This window comes from Arcanobacterium hippocoleae, from assembly GCF_031456295.1.
GTDB classification, from domain to species: Bacteria; Actinomycetota; Actinomycetes; order Actinomycetales; family Actinomycetaceae; genus Arcanobacterium_A; species Arcanobacterium_A hippocoleae.
Window position 1 is genome coordinate 178,569 of sequence record NZ_JAVDUJ010000001.1, and the last position, 19,593, is coordinate 198,161.

Sequence of the window (19,593 nt, forward strand, 5' to 3'; positions counted from 1 at the left end):
GGAATGGATGATGACGAAGCAAGTATCAGATAGTTCACGTAAACTAGTAGCAGATGAAGATCCACGAAAAGAGCGTCCGCTGGATTTAGCACAAGCCCAGATTCGGCAACGCAAGATCGGCTTTGCAAAAGTAAATGCGGAGCTTGATGGTGCTCTTGAAGGCAGTCCAACTTGGGAAAATGAACGGAAAAAAGCAGCTCCTGCGGATACGATTGCAGCCAAGCTTTTTAAACTGTTGGCGTATTTGAATGGTACGCGTTTGCTGCGCGCAAATTCTCGTTATGTTAACGGGCGGGGATATCTTTTAGCAGGTGGGATTGCATATTCTGCGCTTTTCTCAATTGCTGGTTCGCTGACGATCGCGCTGACATTTTTGGCAGCAGCAATTGGCAGTAATCGCGAAATTTTTGATTCCTTTATTGAGAAAACTAATAGTGTACTGCCAGGAGTTCTGCAAACTGCTGAAAATCCGAATGGTTTGCTCAATCCAGAAGATTTGATTGTCGAAAATCCTTTCAATATCGTGACGTTAATTTCCTTGCTGATTGTGTTGTGGTCGGCACTTTCGTTGATGTCGGGTTTGCGTTTGGCAATCTGGAATATGTTTGGCATTGCCAGTTTGCCGATGGTTTTCATTTCACAAAAGATTCGCGATTTGGGAGCTTTCTTAGTGCTCGGAGTGAGCGTGGTGATCTCCACGGTGATTGCAGGCGGTGCGAGTATTTTTGCAGATCAAATTTTTGAGTTTTTGAATCTTCCGGGGCAGTGGGCACGAATTTTGCTAATGGGATTAACGTTTCTCGTTGGTGTATTTGTGGATACGTTAGTATTTATTTTTATATTTGTGGTTCTCGCTGGAATTAAAGCGCCTCGGCGTGATCTCTGGCTTGGTTCACTGCTTGCAGGTGTGCTTTCGTCCGTAGTCCGTGGCTTGGGGACTTCTGCAGTCTCATCTGTTGCGGATAATCCGCTTTTAGCTCCTTTTGCTGCGATTGTGACGATTCTGCTCTGGGTCAATCTGATTGCTCGGATCACGCTCAATGCTGCTGCTTTCATCGCGAATCCGCCAGAAGCGCTTGTCTTGAATAATGATTATTTTCCGCACGCTAATGATGCGCCAAATTACGTGACCAAATCTGATTTGCGTACACTTGCGTGGGCTCATGATCCGATCACGGGTGTGGTGCTTCCAGATTTACGTGCTGGATTTATGCGGAAAGTAAATCAAGAAGTGGCAGCTGGCGCTTTAGAGCTTGAAGCCGAATATCGGCAGATCGCACAAAAGCAGGCGCAGGCTGAAAAAGAGCGGATACAAATTGCGGAAAAGACTGCAAGAGAAGCTGAAGAAATAAAATCTGCTGAGCGTAAGGCAAAGTGGGAAGCAAGAAAGGCTGCGCAGACGCAGCAAGCTGGTTTTGATCCTTATAATTATGCAGTGCCGTCTGCTGGAATATGGCGTAGTGAGAAGTGATATGAAAGCTGCGAAATATTTGCGGATCAGGAATGAAAAAGAATTTTAGTTTGATTTTGAAATATTTGAGCATTTAACGTGGTGATGCGTTATTATTAGTCGGTGAACAAACAGTGCTCGGAGCTGATGCACTAGCCTGAGCAATACACACAAATCAGGAGAAAATCACGTGAAGAAGTCAAATTCACTGCTTGCCATCGCGGCAGCTGCCACACTTGCACTTACTGCTTGTGGCGGTGGCGATGCAAACAATGCAGGCAAAGAGGGAAAAAGTGTAGACTACAAGGCTTGTATTATTTCTGACGCTGGTGGTTGGAAAGATAAGTCGTTCAACGAGTCTGCAAAGAATGGTTTGGATAAGGCGATTGCCGAGCTGAAGATCCAGCATAATACAGCAGAATCTTCAGCTGATACAGATTTCGAACCAAATGTACAGCAGATGGTACAAGATGGCTGTAATCTGCTGATTGGTGTTGGATATAAACTTGCTCCGGCAATTACGAAGTCCGCACAAGATAATACTGATCTTTCGTATGCCCTGATCGATTCAGGATTTTCTGGATCTGATGGGAAGCCAGTAGATGTGAAGAATGGTCGTGCGCTGCTCTTTAACACCCAAGAAGCAGCTTTCCTTGGCGGTTACGTAGCAGCAAGCGTAACCAAGACGGGGAAGGTCGCAACTTTCGGTGGGATGCCAATTCCGTCCGTACAAATCTTTATGGATGGTTTTGCTGACGGTGTGAAAGCATACAACGAAGCTAAAGGCAAAAATATTGAACTACTCGGTTGGGATAAGGAAGCCCAAACAGGTGCATTTGTGAACTCATTCGATGATCAGGCTCTTGGCAAGGTACAAGCACAGCAGTTCATTGATCAGGGTGCAGATATTATTATGCCAGTTGCTGGTCCAGTGGGTCTTGGCGCTGCAGCTGCAGCAAAGGCTGCCGGCAATGTGCTGCTCATTGGAGTTGACTCTGATTGGTATCAGGCTAATCCAGACTACAAGGAGATCGTGCTTACCTCCGTCATGAAGGGCATTGATGCTTCTGTTTTCGATACGATCAAGTCTGGTGTAGATGGCAAGTTTAATAACAACGCATACGTAGGCACTCTCGAAAACGGTGGCGTGAAGCTTGCACCATTCTATGATTTCGATGCGCAGGTATCAGATGAAATCAAGAAGGATCTTGAGAAGCTAACCGAGGAGATCAAGACCGGAAAGCTGAAGATCGAAAGCAAGCACGCTACTGAAGTGAAGTAAAAACTGGGCTGAGAGCACATGAAAGATCCGTGCATCTCGGAGCTAGTTTTTGCAAACTTCCAGCTGAAATAGTGTTAGCTTGCAGAAAAATGTAGAATACGTTGAGGTTCGGTTTTTCCAAAACCGAACCTCAACTGCTACCTAGAAACCGTTTGGCTTAAAAGGTTGTTTGGTGTAAAAAGAAGAAGATGCCTTTTCTATTTTTATTTTATTGAGAGGGGTATGGTGTGAAGCTTGAGCTGAAGGGGATAACAAAGAGGTTTGGTCCCCTGGTTGCAAACGACCATATTGATTTAGTAGTCGAAGAGGGGCAAATCCATGCGCTACTTGGTGAAAACGGTGCTGGGAAATCTACCCTCATGAATGTGCTTTATGGATTATATGATCCAGATGAAGGCGAAATTTTGCTTGATGGCAAGCCAGTAAAATTTAAAGGTCCCGGAGATGCGGTGGCAGCTGGCATCGGGATGGTGCATCAGCATTTTATGCTGATTCCAGTATTTACCGTGGCTGAGTCGATTGCGCTGGGATATGAGCCGACGAAAAAAGCTGGATTGATTGATTTGAAGAAGGCACGGCAGACGGTGCTTGAAGTCTCGAAACGATTTGGTTTTGATCTTGATCCAGATGCATATATTGAAGATTTACCAGTAGGTGCCCAGCAACGTGTAGAAATCGTGAAGGCACTTTCACGTGACGCGAAAGTATTGATTCTTGATGAGCCCACCGCTGTGCTCACCCCGCAAGAAACTGATGAGCTGATGGAAATTATGAAGCAACTTGCTGCATCAGGTACATCAATTGTTTTTATCACACATAAACTTCGCGAAGTACGTGCAGTTGCCGATGAAATCACTGTGATTCGGCGCGGAAAAGTGGTTGGGCAAGCGAGCCCAACTTCATCTGAAGCTGAGTTAGCTACGAAAATGGTTGGCCGTCCGGTAATGATGAAGGTCGAAAAAACACCGGCAAAGATTGGCGAGATCGGTCTGGAATTGGAAAACCTTTCCGTATTCGATGAATCAGGTGCGCTTGCGGTCAATGATGTTTCTTTTGTGATCAACCGTGGTGAAGTTTTGGCGATTGCGGGGGTGCAAGGAAATGGGCAGACTGAACTTGCACAAGCAGTGATTGGGATTTCTCCAACTGCGGCAGGGAAGATCAAGCTTGCTGGGAAAAATATTTCTGGGCAGAGTGTAAAAGCCAATCTCGAAGAGGGGATTGGCTATGTACCTGAAGACCGTTCTAAAGATGGCATGATTGCCGCTTTCTCGATTGCGCAAAATCTGGTGCTCGATCAATACCGTCATGCACCATTTTCTCGCGGTTTAGCATTGAATTCAGGCGCAATGATTCGGAATGCAGAAGAAAAAGTAACCGAATTTGATATTCGACTAACTTCGATCCACGATCCGATTTCCACACTTTCTGGAGGAAATCAGCAAAAAGTAGTGGTCGCGCGTGAGATTGGACGGCAGCTGCAGCTGTTGGTGGTAAATCAACCTACACGTGGCGTCGATGTAGGTTCGATCGAGTTTATTCATCAGCGCATTGTTGCTGAGCGTGATGCCGGCACACCGGTGCTGCTTGTCTCTTCGGAATTAGATGAAGTTGTGGCACTCGCCGATAAGATCGCGGTAATGTATCGCGGTGCAATCATGGGGATTGTGCCAGCTGATACTCCGCGTGATGTGCTGGGCTTGATGATGGCAGGGGTGCCACAAAATGAAGCTTTTGCGCAGGTAAATGGAGCGTTTACAAAGCACGATGGCGATTTTGGCGGAGAAGGGAAGTGAACTGAAAATGACGAAAAATAATTCTCCTCAAACCAGTAAACCAAGTGCTGGTATGTGGCTGAAGGGCTTTCTGCATACTGGGCTGCGCTCAGGGTGGCTCGTAGCGCTATTGGCAGTGATCTTCGCTTTCCTCATTGGGGCGATCCTGATCGTGATCGCTGGTGCAAACGTGGGAGAAGCATATTATGCAATGTTCCGGGGGGCGATCTTTGATCCGCAGGCAAGAAACTTTACCCGTGCAATCCTTCCGCTCACAAATACTCTCGTTTATGCGGCTCCATTGATCATTGCGGGTCTTGGTTTAGGCTTTGGCTTCCAAGCTGGTCTTTTTAATATTGGTGGTACGGGGCAGTTGCTTTTTGGTGCAATAGGTGCGATTTGGGTGGCGACAAAGCTTACTCTTCCGGTAGGTGTGCATCTCCTTGTAGCACTTCTTGTGGCGATGCTCGCAGGCGGGTTGTACGCTGGGATCGCTGGTTTCCTGAAGGCAAAAACGGGCGCCAATGAAGTGATTATTACAATCATGCTAAATTCAATTGCGGCTTTGGCAATGGCATACTTACTTTCACTGCCATATTGGCAAGCAGCAAGCTCGAATAATCCACAGACGGCTGTAGCATCTCCGACAGCGCAGCTACCAATGCTGCTGCCAGCGCCATTCAAGCTACATTCAGGGATCATTATTGCGATTCTTGCTACCGTTATTTACTGGTGGGTCTTGCAACGTTCAACTTTCGGTTTTGAACTGCGTGCCGTCGGTGCAAATCACCATGCGGCTCATACTGCAGGGATGTCGATTGCGAGGGTCACTACACTCACAATGGTTGGTTCGGGAATCTTCCTGGGTTTGGCGGGTGCGAACCAGGCGCTTGGCACACTTGGTTACGTAACGGCAGGAATTGCCGGATCGATTGGTTTCGATGCAATTACTGTTGCGCTGCTTGGACGAAATAAGCCATTAGGGATATTTTTCTCAGGTTTGCTTTTTGGTGCCTTCCAAGCGGGTGGGTATGCGATGCAAACACGCGATGTGCCAATCGATATGATTTTAATTTTGCAATCTTTGATCGTGCTCTTCATTGCTGCACCAGCATTGGTTCGGTTCATTGTACGATTGCCGAAACCTGATGGAAAGACTCTGCGTGAATATGTGGCAACTATTTCAGAGGCACAATCCACGGCGAAAGGAGAAGTAGCATGAGCGTAAAAACTGAAGTGAAAATGCAAAATGCGGCCGGTAGTTCTGCGCTGCGCAAGATTTCGTGGAAGCTACCAATTACTTTCACTTTTGCTGCTTTTCTGCTTGCTTTCTTTGCAGTTAGATCGGTAGGGGAAACCCTGATTCGGTTGAATGATACGAAGCAGAATTTCCGGATTCCAGATTTCACGATTCCTGCAAGCACAGTACTCTGGATCTTTTTCGCAATAGTTTTGATTGTGACGGCATATTCATATTTCTCTGCAGTTGCACGTGGAAAATTTGGTGCTTTAGAACGTCACCTCGATACTACCGGAGCGATCATCGTAGGTTTACTAACAGTAGTTGGTTTCATGATTTTTGCTGGTGCTGGATCAGCTGGTGCTGTTACGATCACATCTACGTTAGTTTCCACAATTGCAATTTCGACCCCGCTGATCTTTGGTTCACTATCAGGTGTTGTTTGTGAACACGTAGGAGTGGTGAATATCGCGATCGAAGGTCAGCTTTTGGTGGGAGCCTTCGCGGGAGTAATGGCTGCTTCTTTCTTTCATAATGTTTTCGCTGGATTAGTAATGGCACCGATCGTGGGTGCACTGCTCGGTGTATTATTAGCGCTTTTCGCTGTGAATTATGGTGTAGATCAAATCATCGTCGGTGTAGTCTTGAATGTGCTTGCGCTTGGACTTACGACCTTCTTCGCTGGCACGATCATGAGCCATAATGCGCAGCTTTTCAATACGAATCGTTACGCACTGCAGACGCTTCCGATTCCGGGGTTATCACAAATCCCGGTGATTGGTCCAGCGCTTTTCAATCAGACAATTCTCGTTTACATCATGTATGTGACAGTAGTTGTGCTCACGATTTTCCTCTATCGCTCGCGTTGGGGATTGCGAATGCGTGCATGCGGCGAACATCCACGTGCAGCTGATACAGTCGGGATCAACGTTAATCGCACCCGTTTCTTAAATACGATCCTTGGTTCGGCAATTGCTGGTTTAGGTGGCGCGTTTTTCACGATCGGTTCAGGGCTCATCTTCACTGACAATATGGCTGCAGGTAACGGCTATATTGCTTTGGCAGCAATGATTTTGGGTAAATGGCATCCGATCGGTGCAGTTGCAGCGTCGTTGATGTTTGGTTTTGCGAAGGCTCTGGCATTGCTTGTACCGAGTTTGACGACTGCAATTCCATCACAGCTAGTGAATATGATTCCCTATTTAGTCACGATTGTGGCAGTTGCTGGATTTGTTGGGAAGTCGCGTCCACCAGCTGCAGAGAATATTCCTTATTTGAAGTAGGCTAGGCAATATTTTAGGGAGAGATAAATTTAGATTTCGGTTAGCCACTCGAAAATTGTGGCTAACCGAAATTATCTCATCTCAGATGTTGTTTGCGTATTTTATGAATCTGAAAATCGATTTGAATGGATGAAGCAATGATGCTTGATTGGGAAGAACTGATCTATCAGGCACAAGCGGCAATGAAATGCGCTTATGCACCCTATTCACACTATCCGGTAGGTGCGGCAGGATTGACGGAAACTGGCGTGATCTATACTGGGTGTAATGTGGAAAATGCTTCCACGGGTCTTGGACTATGTGCTGAATGCGGGATGATTTCCGCGATGATCCGTGCAGGAGCTAGCAGACTAGTAGCAGTGGCTTGTGTAAATAAAGAAAATGAAGTGATCACCCCCTGCGGGCGCTGTCGTCAGCTAATTTATGAGCACGGTGGAAGTGAATGTTTAGTGGCGATGCCGCAAGGACCGATGTCTTTAGCACAATTGCTTCCAGGGGCATTCGGCCCGTCTGATTTGGGGAAAATTTCACCAGTTGTGGAAATGAAAGAAGCTGAATAATGGCAGAAAAATTTGATGTGGTAGACGTAATCCGGACTAAGCGTGACGGTGCAAAACTTTCACAAGCACAGATTTCGTGGACGATTGATGCTTATACGCGCGGTGTAGTTGCAGATGAGCAGATGGCTGCCCTTGCAATGGCGATTTTTATTCGCGGGATGGATCGAGAAGAAATTTCGCAATGGACGAATGCGATGATCAACTCCGGTGAACGAATGGATTTTTCTGGTCTTGGTCGGAAGACGGCAGATAAGCATTCTACCGGCGGTGTGGGGGATAAGATCACATTGCCACTCGCTCCGCTTGTTTCAGTATTCGGGATTGCCGTCCCACAGCTTTCCGGGCGTGGCCTGGGGCACACCGGCGGTACACTTGATAAACTCGAAGCGATCAAAGGCTGGCGTGCTGATTTAGCAAATGATGAAATCATGCATCAGCTTAGCTTAGCAGGGCCGGGTGCAGTGATCTGCGCAGCTGGTAGCGGTTTGGCGCCAGCAGATAAAAAACTTTATGCACTGCGGGATGTAACATCCACGGTGGATTGTATTCCGTTGATTGCATCCTCGATCATGTCGAAGAAAATTGCCGAAGGTACTGATTCACTTGTGCTCGATGTAAAAGTCGGGTCAGGTGCGTTCATGAAAGATCTTGCAATGGCAAGTGAACTTGCGCGGACGATGGTTGATTTAGGTACCGATGCTGGTGTAGATACAGTCGCATTGCTGACGGATATGTCCACACCACTTGGGATGAAGATCGGTAATTCTCTCGAAGTTGCCGAATCGATCGAGATTCTTGCGGGCGGCGGCCCAGCTGATGTAGTGGAATTGACCCTTGCACTTGCGCGTGAAATGGTGCGGGCGGCAGGGCAGCCGGATGCTGATTTGGAAGCAGCATTGAAGGACGGTCGTGCAATGGACAAATGGCGCGAAATGATTTCAGTACAGGGCGGTGATTTGGATGCGCCAATGCCGGTTGCGAAGTATCAACATGATGTTATCGCGCAAGAAAGTGGTGTGATCACGAAGATGGATGCGCTCGGTGTAGGTGTGGCATCATGGCGTCTGGGCGCGGGGCGCGCAAAGCAAGGCGAACCGGTACAGCTTGGCGCAGGGATCGAGCTTTTTGCGAAGCCAGGTGATCCGGTGGTGAAGGGGCAGAAGCTGATGACCCTGCATACTGATGAGGAATCACGTTTCGAGCGTGCATTTGAATCTTTAGCTGGCGCTGTAGAATATGGCGAAAGTGTTGATTTGCCAGAATCGGTAGTGTTGCAGCGAATCAGTTAATTGCATTTGCGAGAAAATCTTTTATTTCAAAAAACCCAATTATTTAAGGAGAATAAAATGGCAAATCGTGATCAAGTTGCGGGAATGATTGACCACACGCTGCTAAAACCAGAAGCAACTTATGACGATGTACGTGCGCTGATTGAAGAAGCGAACGCAATTGGTGCATATTCAGTGTGTATTTCACCTTCGATGCTGCCTCTTCCAGAGGATGTTGATTTGGGAGAATTACGGCTTGCGGTAGTTTGTGGTTTCCCATCGGGAGCTGTCGCTCCTGCGGTGAAAGCTGCAGAAGCTGCACTGGCTGTTGCCTCAGGGGCAGACGAAGTTGATATGGTGGTAAATATTGGCTTGGTGAAAGAGCACGATTGGGATGGGGTAGCACTCGATATTGCTTCAGTACGTGATGCGATTCCATACGCGGTGTTGAAGGTGATTATTGAATCTGCTGCTTTGACGGATGAAGAAATTGTAAAGGTCTGCGAAATTGCACACGAAGTTGATGCTGATTTCGTGAAGACGTCTACGGGATTCCATCCTGCAGGCGGTGCATCTGTACATGCGGTTGAACTAATGAAGCGCACTGTTGGTGATGAACTTGAGGTGAAGGCTTCGGGTGGAATTCGGGATGGGAAGTTTGCTGCAGAATTGATTGCAGCAGGTGCAACTCGTCTTGGCTTATCCGCTTCTCGTGCAGTGCTCGATACGCTTGCGTAAATTTTTCTGCGCATACAGAAAGAACGCTTGCTTGAAAATTCTCCCTGGAAGTTTGGCCGAGTAATTCGGATCTTTCTTCTGGGGAGTATTTATATTTTGAAAATATAGCGCAAAATTGATTTCTTTAGGGAAGGCGAAAACTGTTTTTACGATCGCCAAGCAATTCGTGAGAGATACGTTCTGTATCAGGTACAAAAGTAATCTTCAGCTGGTGCAGGTGGGGAGAGGCAGTTATCACACTGTGTATCCCCACCTGCACCAGAGGCTAGCTGCTCAACGATACTTGAACAAAGCTAGTAACGTCATAAATGAGATTAGCTGCTTTAGCTTAAAGCTGGTGAAATAAGCGGCAGCTTAAAGTTTCAACACTTCGTGCATATCAGCTTTGAATTGTGCGAGACGATTTAGACCAGCTTCTTTTGCTGCTGGTAAATCAGCGGCAGATTGCACCGGAATAATTACTTCAAGATAGCATTTCACTTTTGGCTCAGTGCCTGATGGGCGAATGATTACCCGATCATTATTGACAGTGAGAATTTTTACTGCGTCAGTTGGCGGGAGTGTAGCACTGCCCGCGGAAAGATCTTCAATTTCAGCCACTTCAGATCCAGCAAGCTGTGCGGGAGGTGTTTGGCGAATCTTCGCCATCGTTGCAGGAATGATCGAAAGATCTTCCACTCGTACCGTCACTGGTGCTGATAAATACACCCCATGTCGCACCGCTAAACGATCAAGTTCGTCTAGGAGGGTCTTTCCTTCAGTTTTCAGACGTGCAGCAATTGTAGCTAAAAGCAGGGCAGCAGAAATGCCGTCCTTATCTTTTACAGCTGCCGGATTTACACAAAAACCGATCGCCTCCTCATATCCGTAAATAATCTGTTCTGCGCGGGAAATCCACTTAAAACCAGTAAGAGTGGCTTGAAAGCGGAGAGCATGATGTTTTGCAATTTGTGCAAGCAAACGGGAAGAGACAATTGAAGCAGCCAGTGTGCCATCGGTGTGACCATTTGAGACTGCTGTACGAGCTACTTCTTCACCGAGAATTGCACCGATTTCGTCGCCAGAAAGTTGCCGCCATGTGCCTGCTGCTGTCGGGACGGCAGCAGAACAACGGTCAGCATCTGGATCTGAAGCGATCACAATATCGGCATTGAGTTCTTTTGCAAGAGTTTGTGCTAAATCGAGTGCTCCAGCTTCTTCTGGATTCGGGAATGCGACGGTTGGAAAATCAGGATCTGGATCGATCTGCTCAGGTACTCCAGTCACATCAGTAAAACCTGCTGCGGTAAAGACGCGCTGCATTGTTTCCAATCCGACGCCGTGCATTGCCGTATAGACGATCTTCAAATCGCCTGGGTTACGTGGGAAAATATTTTCGGTAGTAGTTTTTACATATTCGTCAATTACTGCTTCAGGCACGCTTTGCCAGCCAGATGCTGCCAATTCGATTTCATCTGCGGCTGGCGCTGCAGCAATTTGTGCAGCAATCTCAGCATCTACTGGAGGTACGATTTGTGCACCGCGGCCGTTTTCATCGATCGCGCGAGCACCAAGATAAACTTTATAGCCGTTATCCTGGGGTGGATTATGCGAGGCCGTCACCATTACGCCAGCATCGGCATTGAGCTGACGGACGGCAAAAGCCAACATTGGAGTCGGAAGCATTCGTGGCATGAGTAGTGCGGTCATTCCGGCAGCAGTGACGATAGCTGCCGTATCTTCAGCAAATTCAAAAGAATGATGCCGTCCGTCATAACCAATTACTACTACTGCATCTGTGCCAACTTTTGCCTGCAACCAAGATGTCAGCCCGGCAGCTGCGCGCCGTACTACCGCACGATTCATGCGGAAAGAGCCAGCGCCCATTTTCCCCCGTAAACCTGCAGTGCCAAATTGTAATGTGCCTTGGAAACGGTCAGCTAAATCTGCTTCGGCCAAAGTATTGCCTTCACGTGCAGCCCTAAGAATCGCCGTCAATTCTTCGCGCGTAGAAACATCTGGATCATGCGCGATCCAATCTTCGACCGTGGTTAAATCTAGGTTCATAATCTTTTCCTTATCCCTAATTTGCGCGTGCTGCATCTTCAGCATTGAAAATTTGCGCAACTATTTTTGCGAGCAGACGAGAGATCCGCGGGCCAGCTTCCTTTCCGGCGGCAAGTACTTCCGCATGGTTGAGATTGCCAGGAGCGAAACCAGCAGCATGATTAGTAACCAAGGAAATCCCTAAAATCTCCATTTTCGCTTCACGTGCAGCAATTGCTTCAAGCGCGGTGGACATCCCAACCAAATCTGCGCCGAGAATTTTCGCCATTTTTACTTCGGCAGGGGTTTCATAATGCGGGCCAGGGAATTGTGCATATACGCCTTCTGGGAGTGTTGCATCGACCTCATGTGCAATTGCGCGCAGTCGGCTTGCATAAAGATCGGTGAGATCAACAAAATTAGCGCCTTCAATTGTGGAGGTTCCAGTAAAATTAAGATGATCTTTGATCAATACTGGTGATCCAGGAGCCCATTCTGATACTGTCGAGCCGCAACCGTTAGTGAGGATACAGATCTGGCAGCCAGCTGCTGCCGCTGTCCGTACTCCATGTGCAACTGCGCGCACGCCTTTGCCTTCATAGTAGTGGGTACGTGCACCAAGTACGAGTGCATATTTTTCAGCAGGAAGCTTGATTGCCGTCAGCTTCCCACCATGCCCAGCTACTGCTGCAGGTGAAAATCCGAATACTTCTTCAGCCGGGATTTCAGCAATTTTCTCACCGATGAGATCAGCAGCTCCGCCCCAACCTGAGCCGAGAGTAAGTGCAATATCGAATTTTTCGATGCCAGTTTTTTCTGCGATTTCTTTTGCTGCCTGGATGGCAGCTGATTTTGGATTTTGAATAGTCATGAGCTAAGTCTACTTCACATGAGCCTTACAGACTTGCATTGCAGCTTGTAAAAATGAGGAAAAAGAATTTTGTGTTGCGCCTTTTCCTGCGCTGTAAGCGCAAAAATCTGAGAGTGAAGATTTCTATATCAAGCTTTGCGGATTTTCGCGTTAACTTAGAGATATGAAGAATCATCCTGAAGAATATCAAAGTGGTCCGTTGATTTTACGCGGTGCACAAATTCCTGAACAAACTTTCGATTCGCAACTATTGAATCCGAAGCTGAAACGGAAACAATCAAAGAAAGATCGTATTTCAGATAGCTGGCGAATGATGCGGATCCAATCTGAAATTTTCGAAGGATTCGATGCGATGCACGATATTGGGCCGGCGATTTCAATTTTTGGTTCTGCACGAACTCAGCCGGACGATAAGTATTACGAGATCGCGTGTGAAATCGCCAGAAAACTTGTAAAACGTGATTTTGCAGTGATCACTGGTGGTGGGCCCGGAATCATGGAGGCTGCCAATAAAGGAGCGAGCAAAGCCGGAGGCACATCCGTCGGTCTTGGTATTGAGCTTCCCTTTGAGCAAGGAATCAATGAATATACAAACCTAGGGATCAATTTTCGGTATTTCTTTGTGCGAAAGTTGATGTTTGTGAAATATGCTTTAGGATTTGTGGTGCTACCCGGTGGATTCGGTACACTCGATGAATTATTTGAGGCAATTACACTTGTCCAGACACACAAAATTTCAAGTTTTCCAATCGTGCTTGTGGGTAAAAAGTTTTGGGGCGGTCTGGAGAAATGGATTGAAAATACGTTAGTGGAAGAGGGGATGGTAAATCCAGCTGATTTAGATTTAGTGCAGATCGTAGATACCCCTGAAGAAGCCGTTGCTGCAGTGACGGCAGGGCTACGAAGATTGCTTGCAGAAAATTAAAATCGCTGATTTCTTTCTCCGCAATGCGTAAAATAGAAAGTGAACTTTTGAAATAGCGCCAAAGCGTTGATTCAGGATACGTTTTGCAACTATGAATATGGCTGATATCTTGCTGTGCTTATTGCGCTGGCAGAATATTGAGTCAGGCTGAGGAGGTAAAATGGCTGCGATGAAGCCGCGCACTGGTGACGGTCCGCTTGAAGCTGAGCGTGATAATCATGGCGTTACCATTAAAATTCCACTTGAAGGCGGTGGCAGGATGGTGTTGCTATTCAAAGACGATGAACTTGCGCAACTTGCGCAAGTAGTTCAAGCACAAATGCGGGAAGAATAAATTTAAGCGTGTTGGACCGAAATATCCAACACGCTATTTTTTGATCCAATTGTTTCATAGTTTGATTGAAAAAAGTTTTGCTTACTTCTTGATTGCGAAAATGATTCCATCTCCCAAAGGCAGAATCGTGGTCTCCATTTCTTCAGCAGCAATCAAATCCAAACCAAGGTTGCGCATTGCCACAGTTTCGTCATCACGCTTTGCTGGATCAGCCACGCGATCATCTTGTAAAGCATGCAAAACTATTAGTATTCCACCCGAACGGAGCATTCGAATCGCTTCCGCTACATCGCCTCCAGCTTCCAGTGGATCGCCGTCAATCAGTACTAAATCGTAAGAATTATCAGCTAAACGAGGAAGCAAATCCACCGAACGGCCGTTAATCAAGCGATAGCGGGAGGGGCGTAGACCTGCAGCCGTGAAGAACTCGCGAGCATAATTTTGGGCTTCAGATTCAATATCGATTGAAGTGAGTACAATATCCCGGCCAGAATTGAAAAAGTAGAGCGCAGAGACGCCAGTGCCGGTACCTATTTCGGCAATGGTTTTTATATGTGGCAAGCTTGCCAGAGTAGTTAAAAATTGTCCGGTGGCTCCATTTACGGAAGTGATTCCGAGTTCTTCAGCCTCAAAGCGTGCCTTATCAATGAGCGGGGAAGCATTAGATCCTACCTGTTCGCAATAGCTCCAAGTAGCTGCCTTGTTCATTGTCATAATTATCCTTTTCGCATTATTTTATTTATTCGTCGGCTGAAGAAAGATTGAGATTCGGATCAAATATAGTTTGATCGCCAACTCAGATGAGCTTTGCACTGCTGGAATATCGAAGCAATATTTTAGCTGGTTTTCCCAACTGTGATGAATGTTTGCAGCTAGCTGGGAAAACCAGTTTTCTCCGGTTAATCCAATTTTTGATTATAGCGGGGATACCGAGAGTGAGCGACCGGATAATCCACGGGTACGATTTGCAAGTTTTTGTGCTGTTTGCGTGATCTCATCACCTGCGGGTGAATCCTGATCGGAAATCGCAAGCGGAATACCGCAATCGCCGCCTTCACGCAAGGCCTGTTCAATTGGAATTTGTGCAAGCAACGGGACTTCATATCCAAGCAGTGCAGAAAGCTGAGTGGAAAGAGTCTGCCCGCCACCTTTTCCGAAAAGTTCCATCCTTCCACCATCTGGTGTGATCAGATAGCTCATATTCTCAATTACACCGACGACGCGTTGTTCTGTTTGCTTTGCCATCATTCCGGCGCGTTCGGCTACTTCTGCAGCAGCTGCCTGCGGGGTCGTGACAACCACGATTTCTGCATTTGGAATCAACTGCGCTACGGAGATGGCGATATCACCAGTGCCTGGAGGTAAATCAATCAAAAGTACGTCAAGATCTCCCCAGAAAACATCTGCGAAGAATTGTTCGAGAGCACGATGGAGCATCGGACCACGCCAAACCACCGGTGTGTTTTCTGCAATGAACATGCCAATGGAAATCACTTTTACATCGTGTGCAACTGGCGGGATGATCATACTGTCGACAATTTGCGGTGGGGTCGTGATCCCCATCATTTGCGGAATCGAAAAACCGTAAATATCGGCATCCACGATTCCAACCTTCAACCCGGATCGCGCCATTGCGGTGGCCAAATTCACCGTCATCGAAGATTTGCCAACGCCACCTTTACCAGAAGAAATCGCGTAGACCTGTGTGAGATTTCCAGGCTTTGCGAATGGAATCGCGCGTTCAGGAGTGCCACCGCGCAGCATCTCCTTCAGCTTTGCACGCTGCTCATCATTCATTACGCCAATCTCTACCTCAACTTCAGAAATTTCGGCGAAAGAAAGCAGTGCATTCTTTACATCAGTACTGATAGTTTCTCGTAACGGGCAGCCAGCTGTCGTCAAATCGATTCCAATAATTGCTTTAGACGGAGCAGCTATTTTAATGCTGCGCACCATCCCAAGTTCGGTGATCGGTCTGCGGATTTCCGGATCAATCACTTCAGCAAGTTTCGCAGTAATATCTTCAACACTAGGTAAATTCATGTTTCCCATTCTAACTGATGAAAGGCTAATGCGTTTAGGCAGATTTACCTGTGCATTCGGCTATTTTCTATTATTTTCTGTGCGTTTCTTCAAGCTGTGCAATACGCTCCTCTAATTGTGCAATAACAGCATCACGGCGAGCGATTGCGTCACGATTATATTCAATATTTTCGAGCACTTCACGCAATTCGGAGCGAATGAAATCGCGCGTTGCAACTTCACCAAGACCAAGCCGTAAAGAGGCGATTTCACGTGTCAGATATTCGGTATCTGCAAGATTTTGGGCAGCTACTTGCCGATCGCGTTGTGCGGTAACACGATCCCGATCATCCTGGCGATTTTGCGCAAGCAAAATTAGCGGTGCCGAATAGGAGGCTTGTAGTGAAAGCATCAGAGTTAACGCAGTAAATCCGAGAGCTGCCGAGTCAAATTGCAGGTGATCTGGAGCGAGTGTATTCCATGCGATCCAGACTATAACAAAAACTGTTAAGTAGATCAGGAATTGTGGGGTACCGGTGAAACGTGCAATTCGCTCGGAAGCAATCCCGGAAACTTCAGAATCGAAGCGTGCTTTTTTCAGTTTGCGCGCTCTCTTATCGAGTGGCTTGTCGAAAGATTCCGGCATCTCATTACCTCCTCTGATCAGTTGCGAAATTTGATTTCATGAAATCTGTTTGTGCTTGGGGCGCTTGTGATTTTACTGTTTTATCCGGTACAGCTTGCGCTGATTCTGCTTGCATTTGTGGATCTGCGTAGGGTATTTGCGGCTCTAAATAATTATTTTCCAGTTCGTTGCTGCGTTCGGCAAGTTCATCACTTTCCGCACCGAAGCTCTCATTGATCGCGTGATCAAGAATCAATTCATCATAATCTCGCCAATGCTTCGGCAGGAGATGATCGAGGAGATCATCAACGGAAACCGCTCCTACCAGTAATTTTTCATCTACTACTGGCATTGCCGTGATATTGTATGTGGCAAATATGCGGGTGATCGTGCCGATTTTTGCATCGGGTGCAAAAGGTTCCAAATCGGAATCGATCAAGGAGCCAAGAAGTGTTGCTGGTGGCTCGCGCAAAGCACGCTGCAAGTGCACTACGCCGAGAAATCTGCCAGTAGGCGTTTCGAGAGGCGGACGGCAAACAAAAATCATCGTCGCGAGAGCGGGAGGAATATCGGATCGCCGTGCGTGTGCCAAAGCAGTTGCGACGGTAGCATCGGGTGGTAAAACGATTGGATCGGTCGTCATTAAACCGCCTGCTGAGCGGTTTTCGTATGACATCAATCGCCGCACATCTTCAGCTTCATCCGGCTCCATCCGGTTCAACAAAATTTCAGCTTGTGTTTTGGGAAGTGTCGCAATCAAATCGGCAGCGTCATCAGGCTGCATTACATCGAGTACGTCAGCTGCGCGCTCAACGTCAAGACTTCCCATGATTGTGACGCGATCTTCTTCACCAAGCTCCTCGATAATATCTGCAAGACGTTCATCACCAAGTGCATTTGCCACGGAAATAATTCGTTCATCAGGTAGATCTCGGAGTAAATCAGCCACATCTGGCGCCTTCATTCCTTCAAGTTGGGCAAGAATCGAACTTGCCCCTTGGCTGGCTAATTTTGAATTAAACCCAGTGACCTCGTGAAATTCCACAACGCGTGTATTGCCTGCGTCTTCAGATCCTTTGTCCATGCGTACATAGAGTTGGGTCAGCCGCCATTCCCGGCTGCGGGTCAGCTCCATCGCGACGTCTTCAAGCAAAGCCGTGCCAGAGCCGTCTTTGAACTCAACGATTCGATCAAACATTTCATTTACAACGAGAGTTTCTGCATCACGTTGGGAAAATCTCCGGATATTGAGTACTCCATTAGTAATTACCTGGCCATTAGCAATCGTTGTGACACGTGTTAAAGGTAGGAAGACACGCCTTTTTCCGACAACTTCCACAACTAAGCCAACGGCCAGTGGGGCACCTTTTAATCGAAAAACAACTACCACGTCCTTTACTGAACCGACGCGATCGCCGAGTGGATCAAATACGTCAGTGCCAGCCAGGCGCCCGATAAAGACGCGTCGATTCATTTGAATCGTCATAGATTTTCCTTTGCCTGCTCGATCCATGCTTCCACAGCTTCAACAGTGCGTGGAATATCTTCAGAAAGGCGAATTGCGCCTGTTTCAGTAACTAGGATATCGTCTTCAATTCTTACTCCGATGCCACGAAACCGCTCTGGTACTTTCAGATCGTCAGCACGGAAATACAGCCCTGGCTCGATAGTGAAAATCATTCCTGGTTCGAGCTGTGCCAAATCGTAGAGTTCACGCTTTGCTTGGGCGCAATCGTGCACATCTAAGCCGAGATGATGCGAGGTGCCGTGAGGCATCCAACGACGATGATATTGTGCTTCCGGGTGAAGTGACTCTGCAGCGGTGCAGGGTAAGATCCCCCAATTTTCAAGATGTTTTGCAATCACTTCCATTGCTGCAGCATGGATCTCACAGAAGCGCACACCTGATTCATTCGCCTTTGTAAGAGCTGCTTCACAAGCTTCTAATACGGCTTCGTAAATTTCGCGCTGGGTATCGGTAAATTTTCCGTTTACCGGTAGTGTGCGGGTGATATCAGCAGTGTAGAGCGAGTCTACTTCCGCACCAGCATCCACCAGAATCAGATCACCTTCACGGACAGGGCCGTCATTTCCGATCCAATGTAGTGTATTAGCATGATTTCCAGATGCTGCGATCGTTTCGTAACCGAGGCCATTGCCTTCTTCACGGGCTTTTGCCCCAAAAGCTCCTTCGACCACGCGTTCTCCGCGCCAATGCCCGATTGCGCGCGGCAAATTGCGCAGAATTTCGGTGAAACCTGCGTGAGTGATATTCACAGCCTTTTGCATCTCGGCAATTTCATAAGCATCTTTTATCAAACGCAATTCTGAGGCAGCTTCAGAAAGCTGGAAGTCGGCTTCAGCAGCGCCTTCTAAGATGCCATTTTGGGAACGGATTTCAGTTACTAAAGCATCGATTTTTGGATCAACATTTGCGATTGTACGCAGTTGAGTTTGCCTAGCGCCAAGATCTTTTGCCAATGCATCACGCAATCCGTCAATATGCGCAACTTTTAATCCGGTGAGTGTGCTCATTTCAGCAGCAGAGAGACGAGCACCCACCCAAAACTCGCCGTGACGGGAATTTGCCCAAAATTCTTCAGATGTGCGCGAAGCACGAGGATGGAAATAAAGTGTGGCTGTATGTGTGGGAGCGTCGTTGCTGCCGTCAGTATTTGGAATCGGATCTAGTACAAGTACACTTCCTGGTTCGTCTTCTTGCCCGAGACCGCTAAGATGCGCAAAAGCCGAATGGGCGCGAAACCGGTAATCGGTATCATTGGAACGTACCTGCAAATCGCCAGCTGGGAAAACAAGCCGCTCGCCGATGAATTGACGCCCGAGTTTCGCGTGGCGGGCAGGAAGAAAATCGGCTACTTCGCTGCGTTGCGGACCATTCGGGCGTTCACCCCAATCTTCCCCAATATACTTCCGGAAAGCAGTATTCCCTGGTCTTTTTGTGCGATTATGGGCACGCTTTTCGACTTCGTTTGCCAGTTTTTCTGCAGTGTTGGCTGGCAAATTCTGTGTCTCTTCATTTTTCGATTCGCTCATGTCTTCTATTATTCCACTCTTTTTAGTGCAATGAAGTTATGTTTTGCTGTGAGTAAAGGGGATGGACTTAATTATGCGGTGAGATATTGCGATATCATAAATCCTCATGTGGCGTTAGTCTACTGAAAAGTAGTCAGGCAG

At 47.3% G+C, this 19,593-nt stretch carries 17 protein-coding genes; 10 read left to right on the plus strand and 7 right to left on the minus strand.

The genetic code is table 11. From position 1 onward, the window contains the following. The first annotated feature begins 10 nt into the window (after positions 1 to 10). The 8 genes from J2S36_RS00880 (at position 11) to deoC (ending at position 9,596) form a co-directional block, all read left to right on the plus strand. Positions 11 to 1,471, plus strand: coding sequence for a YhjD/YihY/BrkB family envelope integrity protein (locus J2S36_RS00880; RefSeq protein WP_309954622.1), 1,461 nt, complete (start codon positions 11 to 13; stop codon positions 1,469 to 1,471). A gap of 169 nt (positions 1,472 to 1,640) precedes the next feature. Beyond that, positions 1,641 to 2,732, plus strand: coding sequence for a BMP family lipoprotein (locus J2S36_RS00885; protein WP_309954624.1), 1,092 nt, complete (start codon positions 1,641 to 1,643; stop codon positions 2,730 to 2,732). Between the two features lie 227 nt (positions 2,733 to 2,959). Next, on the plus strand, positions 2,960 to 4,528 hold the full coding sequence (locus J2S36_RS00890; RefSeq protein ID WP_309954626.1) for an ABC transporter ATP-binding protein: 1,569 nt from the start codon (positions 2,960 to 2,962) through the stop codon (positions 4,526 to 4,528). A 52-nt stretch (positions 4,529 to 4,580) separates the two neighbouring features. Then, positions 4,581 to 5,729, plus strand: a complete 1,149-nt coding sequence (locus J2S36_RS00895) for an ABC transporter permease (protein ID WP_309957426.1) — start codon at positions 4,581 to 4,583, stop codon at positions 5,727 to 5,729. Then, positions 5,726 to 7,030, plus strand: a complete 1,305-nt coding sequence (locus J2S36_RS00900) for an ABC transporter permease (protein ID WP_309954628.1) — start codon at positions 5,726 to 5,728, stop codon at positions 7,028 to 7,030. Before J2S36_RS00895 ends, J2S36_RS00900 begins: the two co-directional genes overlap by 4 nt. A gap of 125 nt (positions 7,031 to 7,155) precedes the next feature. Further along, positions 7,156 to 7,590, plus strand: coding sequence for a cytidine deaminase (locus J2S36_RS00905; protein WP_309954629.1), 435 nt, complete (start codon positions 7,156 to 7,158; stop codon positions 7,588 to 7,590). Beyond that, positions 7,590 to 8,879: a thymidine phosphorylase gene (locus tag J2S36_RS00910; RefSeq protein WP_309954631.1), complete on the plus strand. Its 1,290-nt coding sequence runs from the start codon at positions 7,590 to 7,592 to the stop codon at positions 8,877 to 8,879. Before J2S36_RS00905 ends, J2S36_RS00910 begins: the two co-directional genes overlap by 1 nt. A gap of 57 nt (positions 8,880 to 8,936) precedes the next feature. Further along, positions 8,937 to 9,596, plus strand: a complete 660-nt coding sequence (gene deoC, locus J2S36_RS00915) for a deoxyribose-phosphate aldolase (RefSeq protein WP_309954633.1) — start codon at positions 8,937 to 8,939, stop codon at positions 9,594 to 9,596. Between the two features lie 354 nt (positions 9,597 to 9,950). Here the strand turns inward: deoC and J2S36_RS00920 are convergent, their stop codons facing one another. Together J2S36_RS00920 and J2S36_RS00925 are read right to left on the minus strand one after the other, a co-directional pair. Next, positions 9,951 to 11,642 (minus strand): phospho-sugar mutase, encoded by a 1,692-nt coding sequence (locus tag J2S36_RS00920; protein WP_309954634.1) that lies wholly within the window; start codon positions 11,640 to 11,642, stop codon positions 9,951 to 9,953. A 16-nt stretch (positions 11,643 to 11,658) separates the two neighbouring features. Then, entirely contained in the window at positions 11,659 to 12,492 is an 834-nt protein-coding gene (locus tag J2S36_RS00925) for a purine-nucleoside phosphorylase (protein ID WP_309954636.1), read from the minus strand. Between the two features lie 163 nt (positions 12,493 to 12,655). On the opposite strand from J2S36_RS00925, the gene J2S36_RS00930 reads away from it, so the two are divergent. Together J2S36_RS00930 and J2S36_RS00935 are read left to right on the plus strand one after the other, a co-directional pair. Then, on the plus strand, positions 12,656 to 13,417 hold the full coding sequence (locus J2S36_RS00930) for an LOG family protein (protein WP_309954638.1): 762 nt from the start codon (positions 12,656 to 12,658) through the stop codon (positions 13,415 to 13,417). 160 nt (positions 13,418 to 13,577) lie between these two features. Next, complete coding sequence (locus tag J2S36_RS00935; RefSeq protein WP_309954639.1) at positions 13,578 to 13,751, plus strand: DUF3117 domain-containing protein; 174 nt, start codon at positions 13,578 to 13,580, stop codon at positions 13,749 to 13,751. A gap of 81 nt (positions 13,752 to 13,832) precedes the next feature. Here the strand turns inward: J2S36_RS00935 and J2S36_RS00940 are convergent, their stop codons facing one another. The 5 genes from J2S36_RS00940 to J2S36_RS00960 form a co-directional block, all read right to left on the minus strand. Beyond that, on the minus strand, positions 13,833 to 14,465 hold the full coding sequence (locus tag J2S36_RS00940; protein ID WP_309954641.1) for an O-methyltransferase: 633 nt from the start codon (positions 14,463 to 14,465) through the stop codon (positions 13,833 to 13,835). A 201-nt stretch (positions 14,466 to 14,666) separates the two neighbouring features. Next, positions 14,667 to 15,794 (minus strand): Mrp/NBP35 family ATP-binding protein, encoded by a 1,128-nt coding sequence (locus J2S36_RS00945; protein WP_309954643.1) that lies wholly within the window; start codon positions 15,792 to 15,794, stop codon positions 14,667 to 14,669. Between the two features lie 70 nt (positions 15,795 to 15,864). Beyond that, positions 15,865 to 16,419 (minus strand): DUF1003 domain-containing protein, encoded by a 555-nt coding sequence (locus J2S36_RS00950; protein WP_309954645.1) that lies wholly within the window; start codon positions 16,417 to 16,419, stop codon positions 15,865 to 15,867. 4 nt (positions 16,420 to 16,423) lie between these two features. Next, a complete protein-coding gene (locus J2S36_RS00955) occupies positions 16,424 to 17,884 on the minus strand; it encodes a magnesium transporter MgtE N-terminal domain-containing protein (RefSeq protein WP_309954647.1) in 1,461 nt (486 codons plus the stop codon). Further along, positions 17,881 to 19,452 (minus strand): aminopeptidase P family protein, encoded by a 1,572-nt coding sequence (locus J2S36_RS00960; protein ID WP_309954649.1) that lies wholly within the window; start codon positions 19,450 to 19,452, stop codon positions 17,881 to 17,883. Before J2S36_RS00960 ends, J2S36_RS00955 begins: the two co-directional genes overlap by 4 nt. Positions 19,453 to 19,593 lie beyond the last annotated feature (141 nt).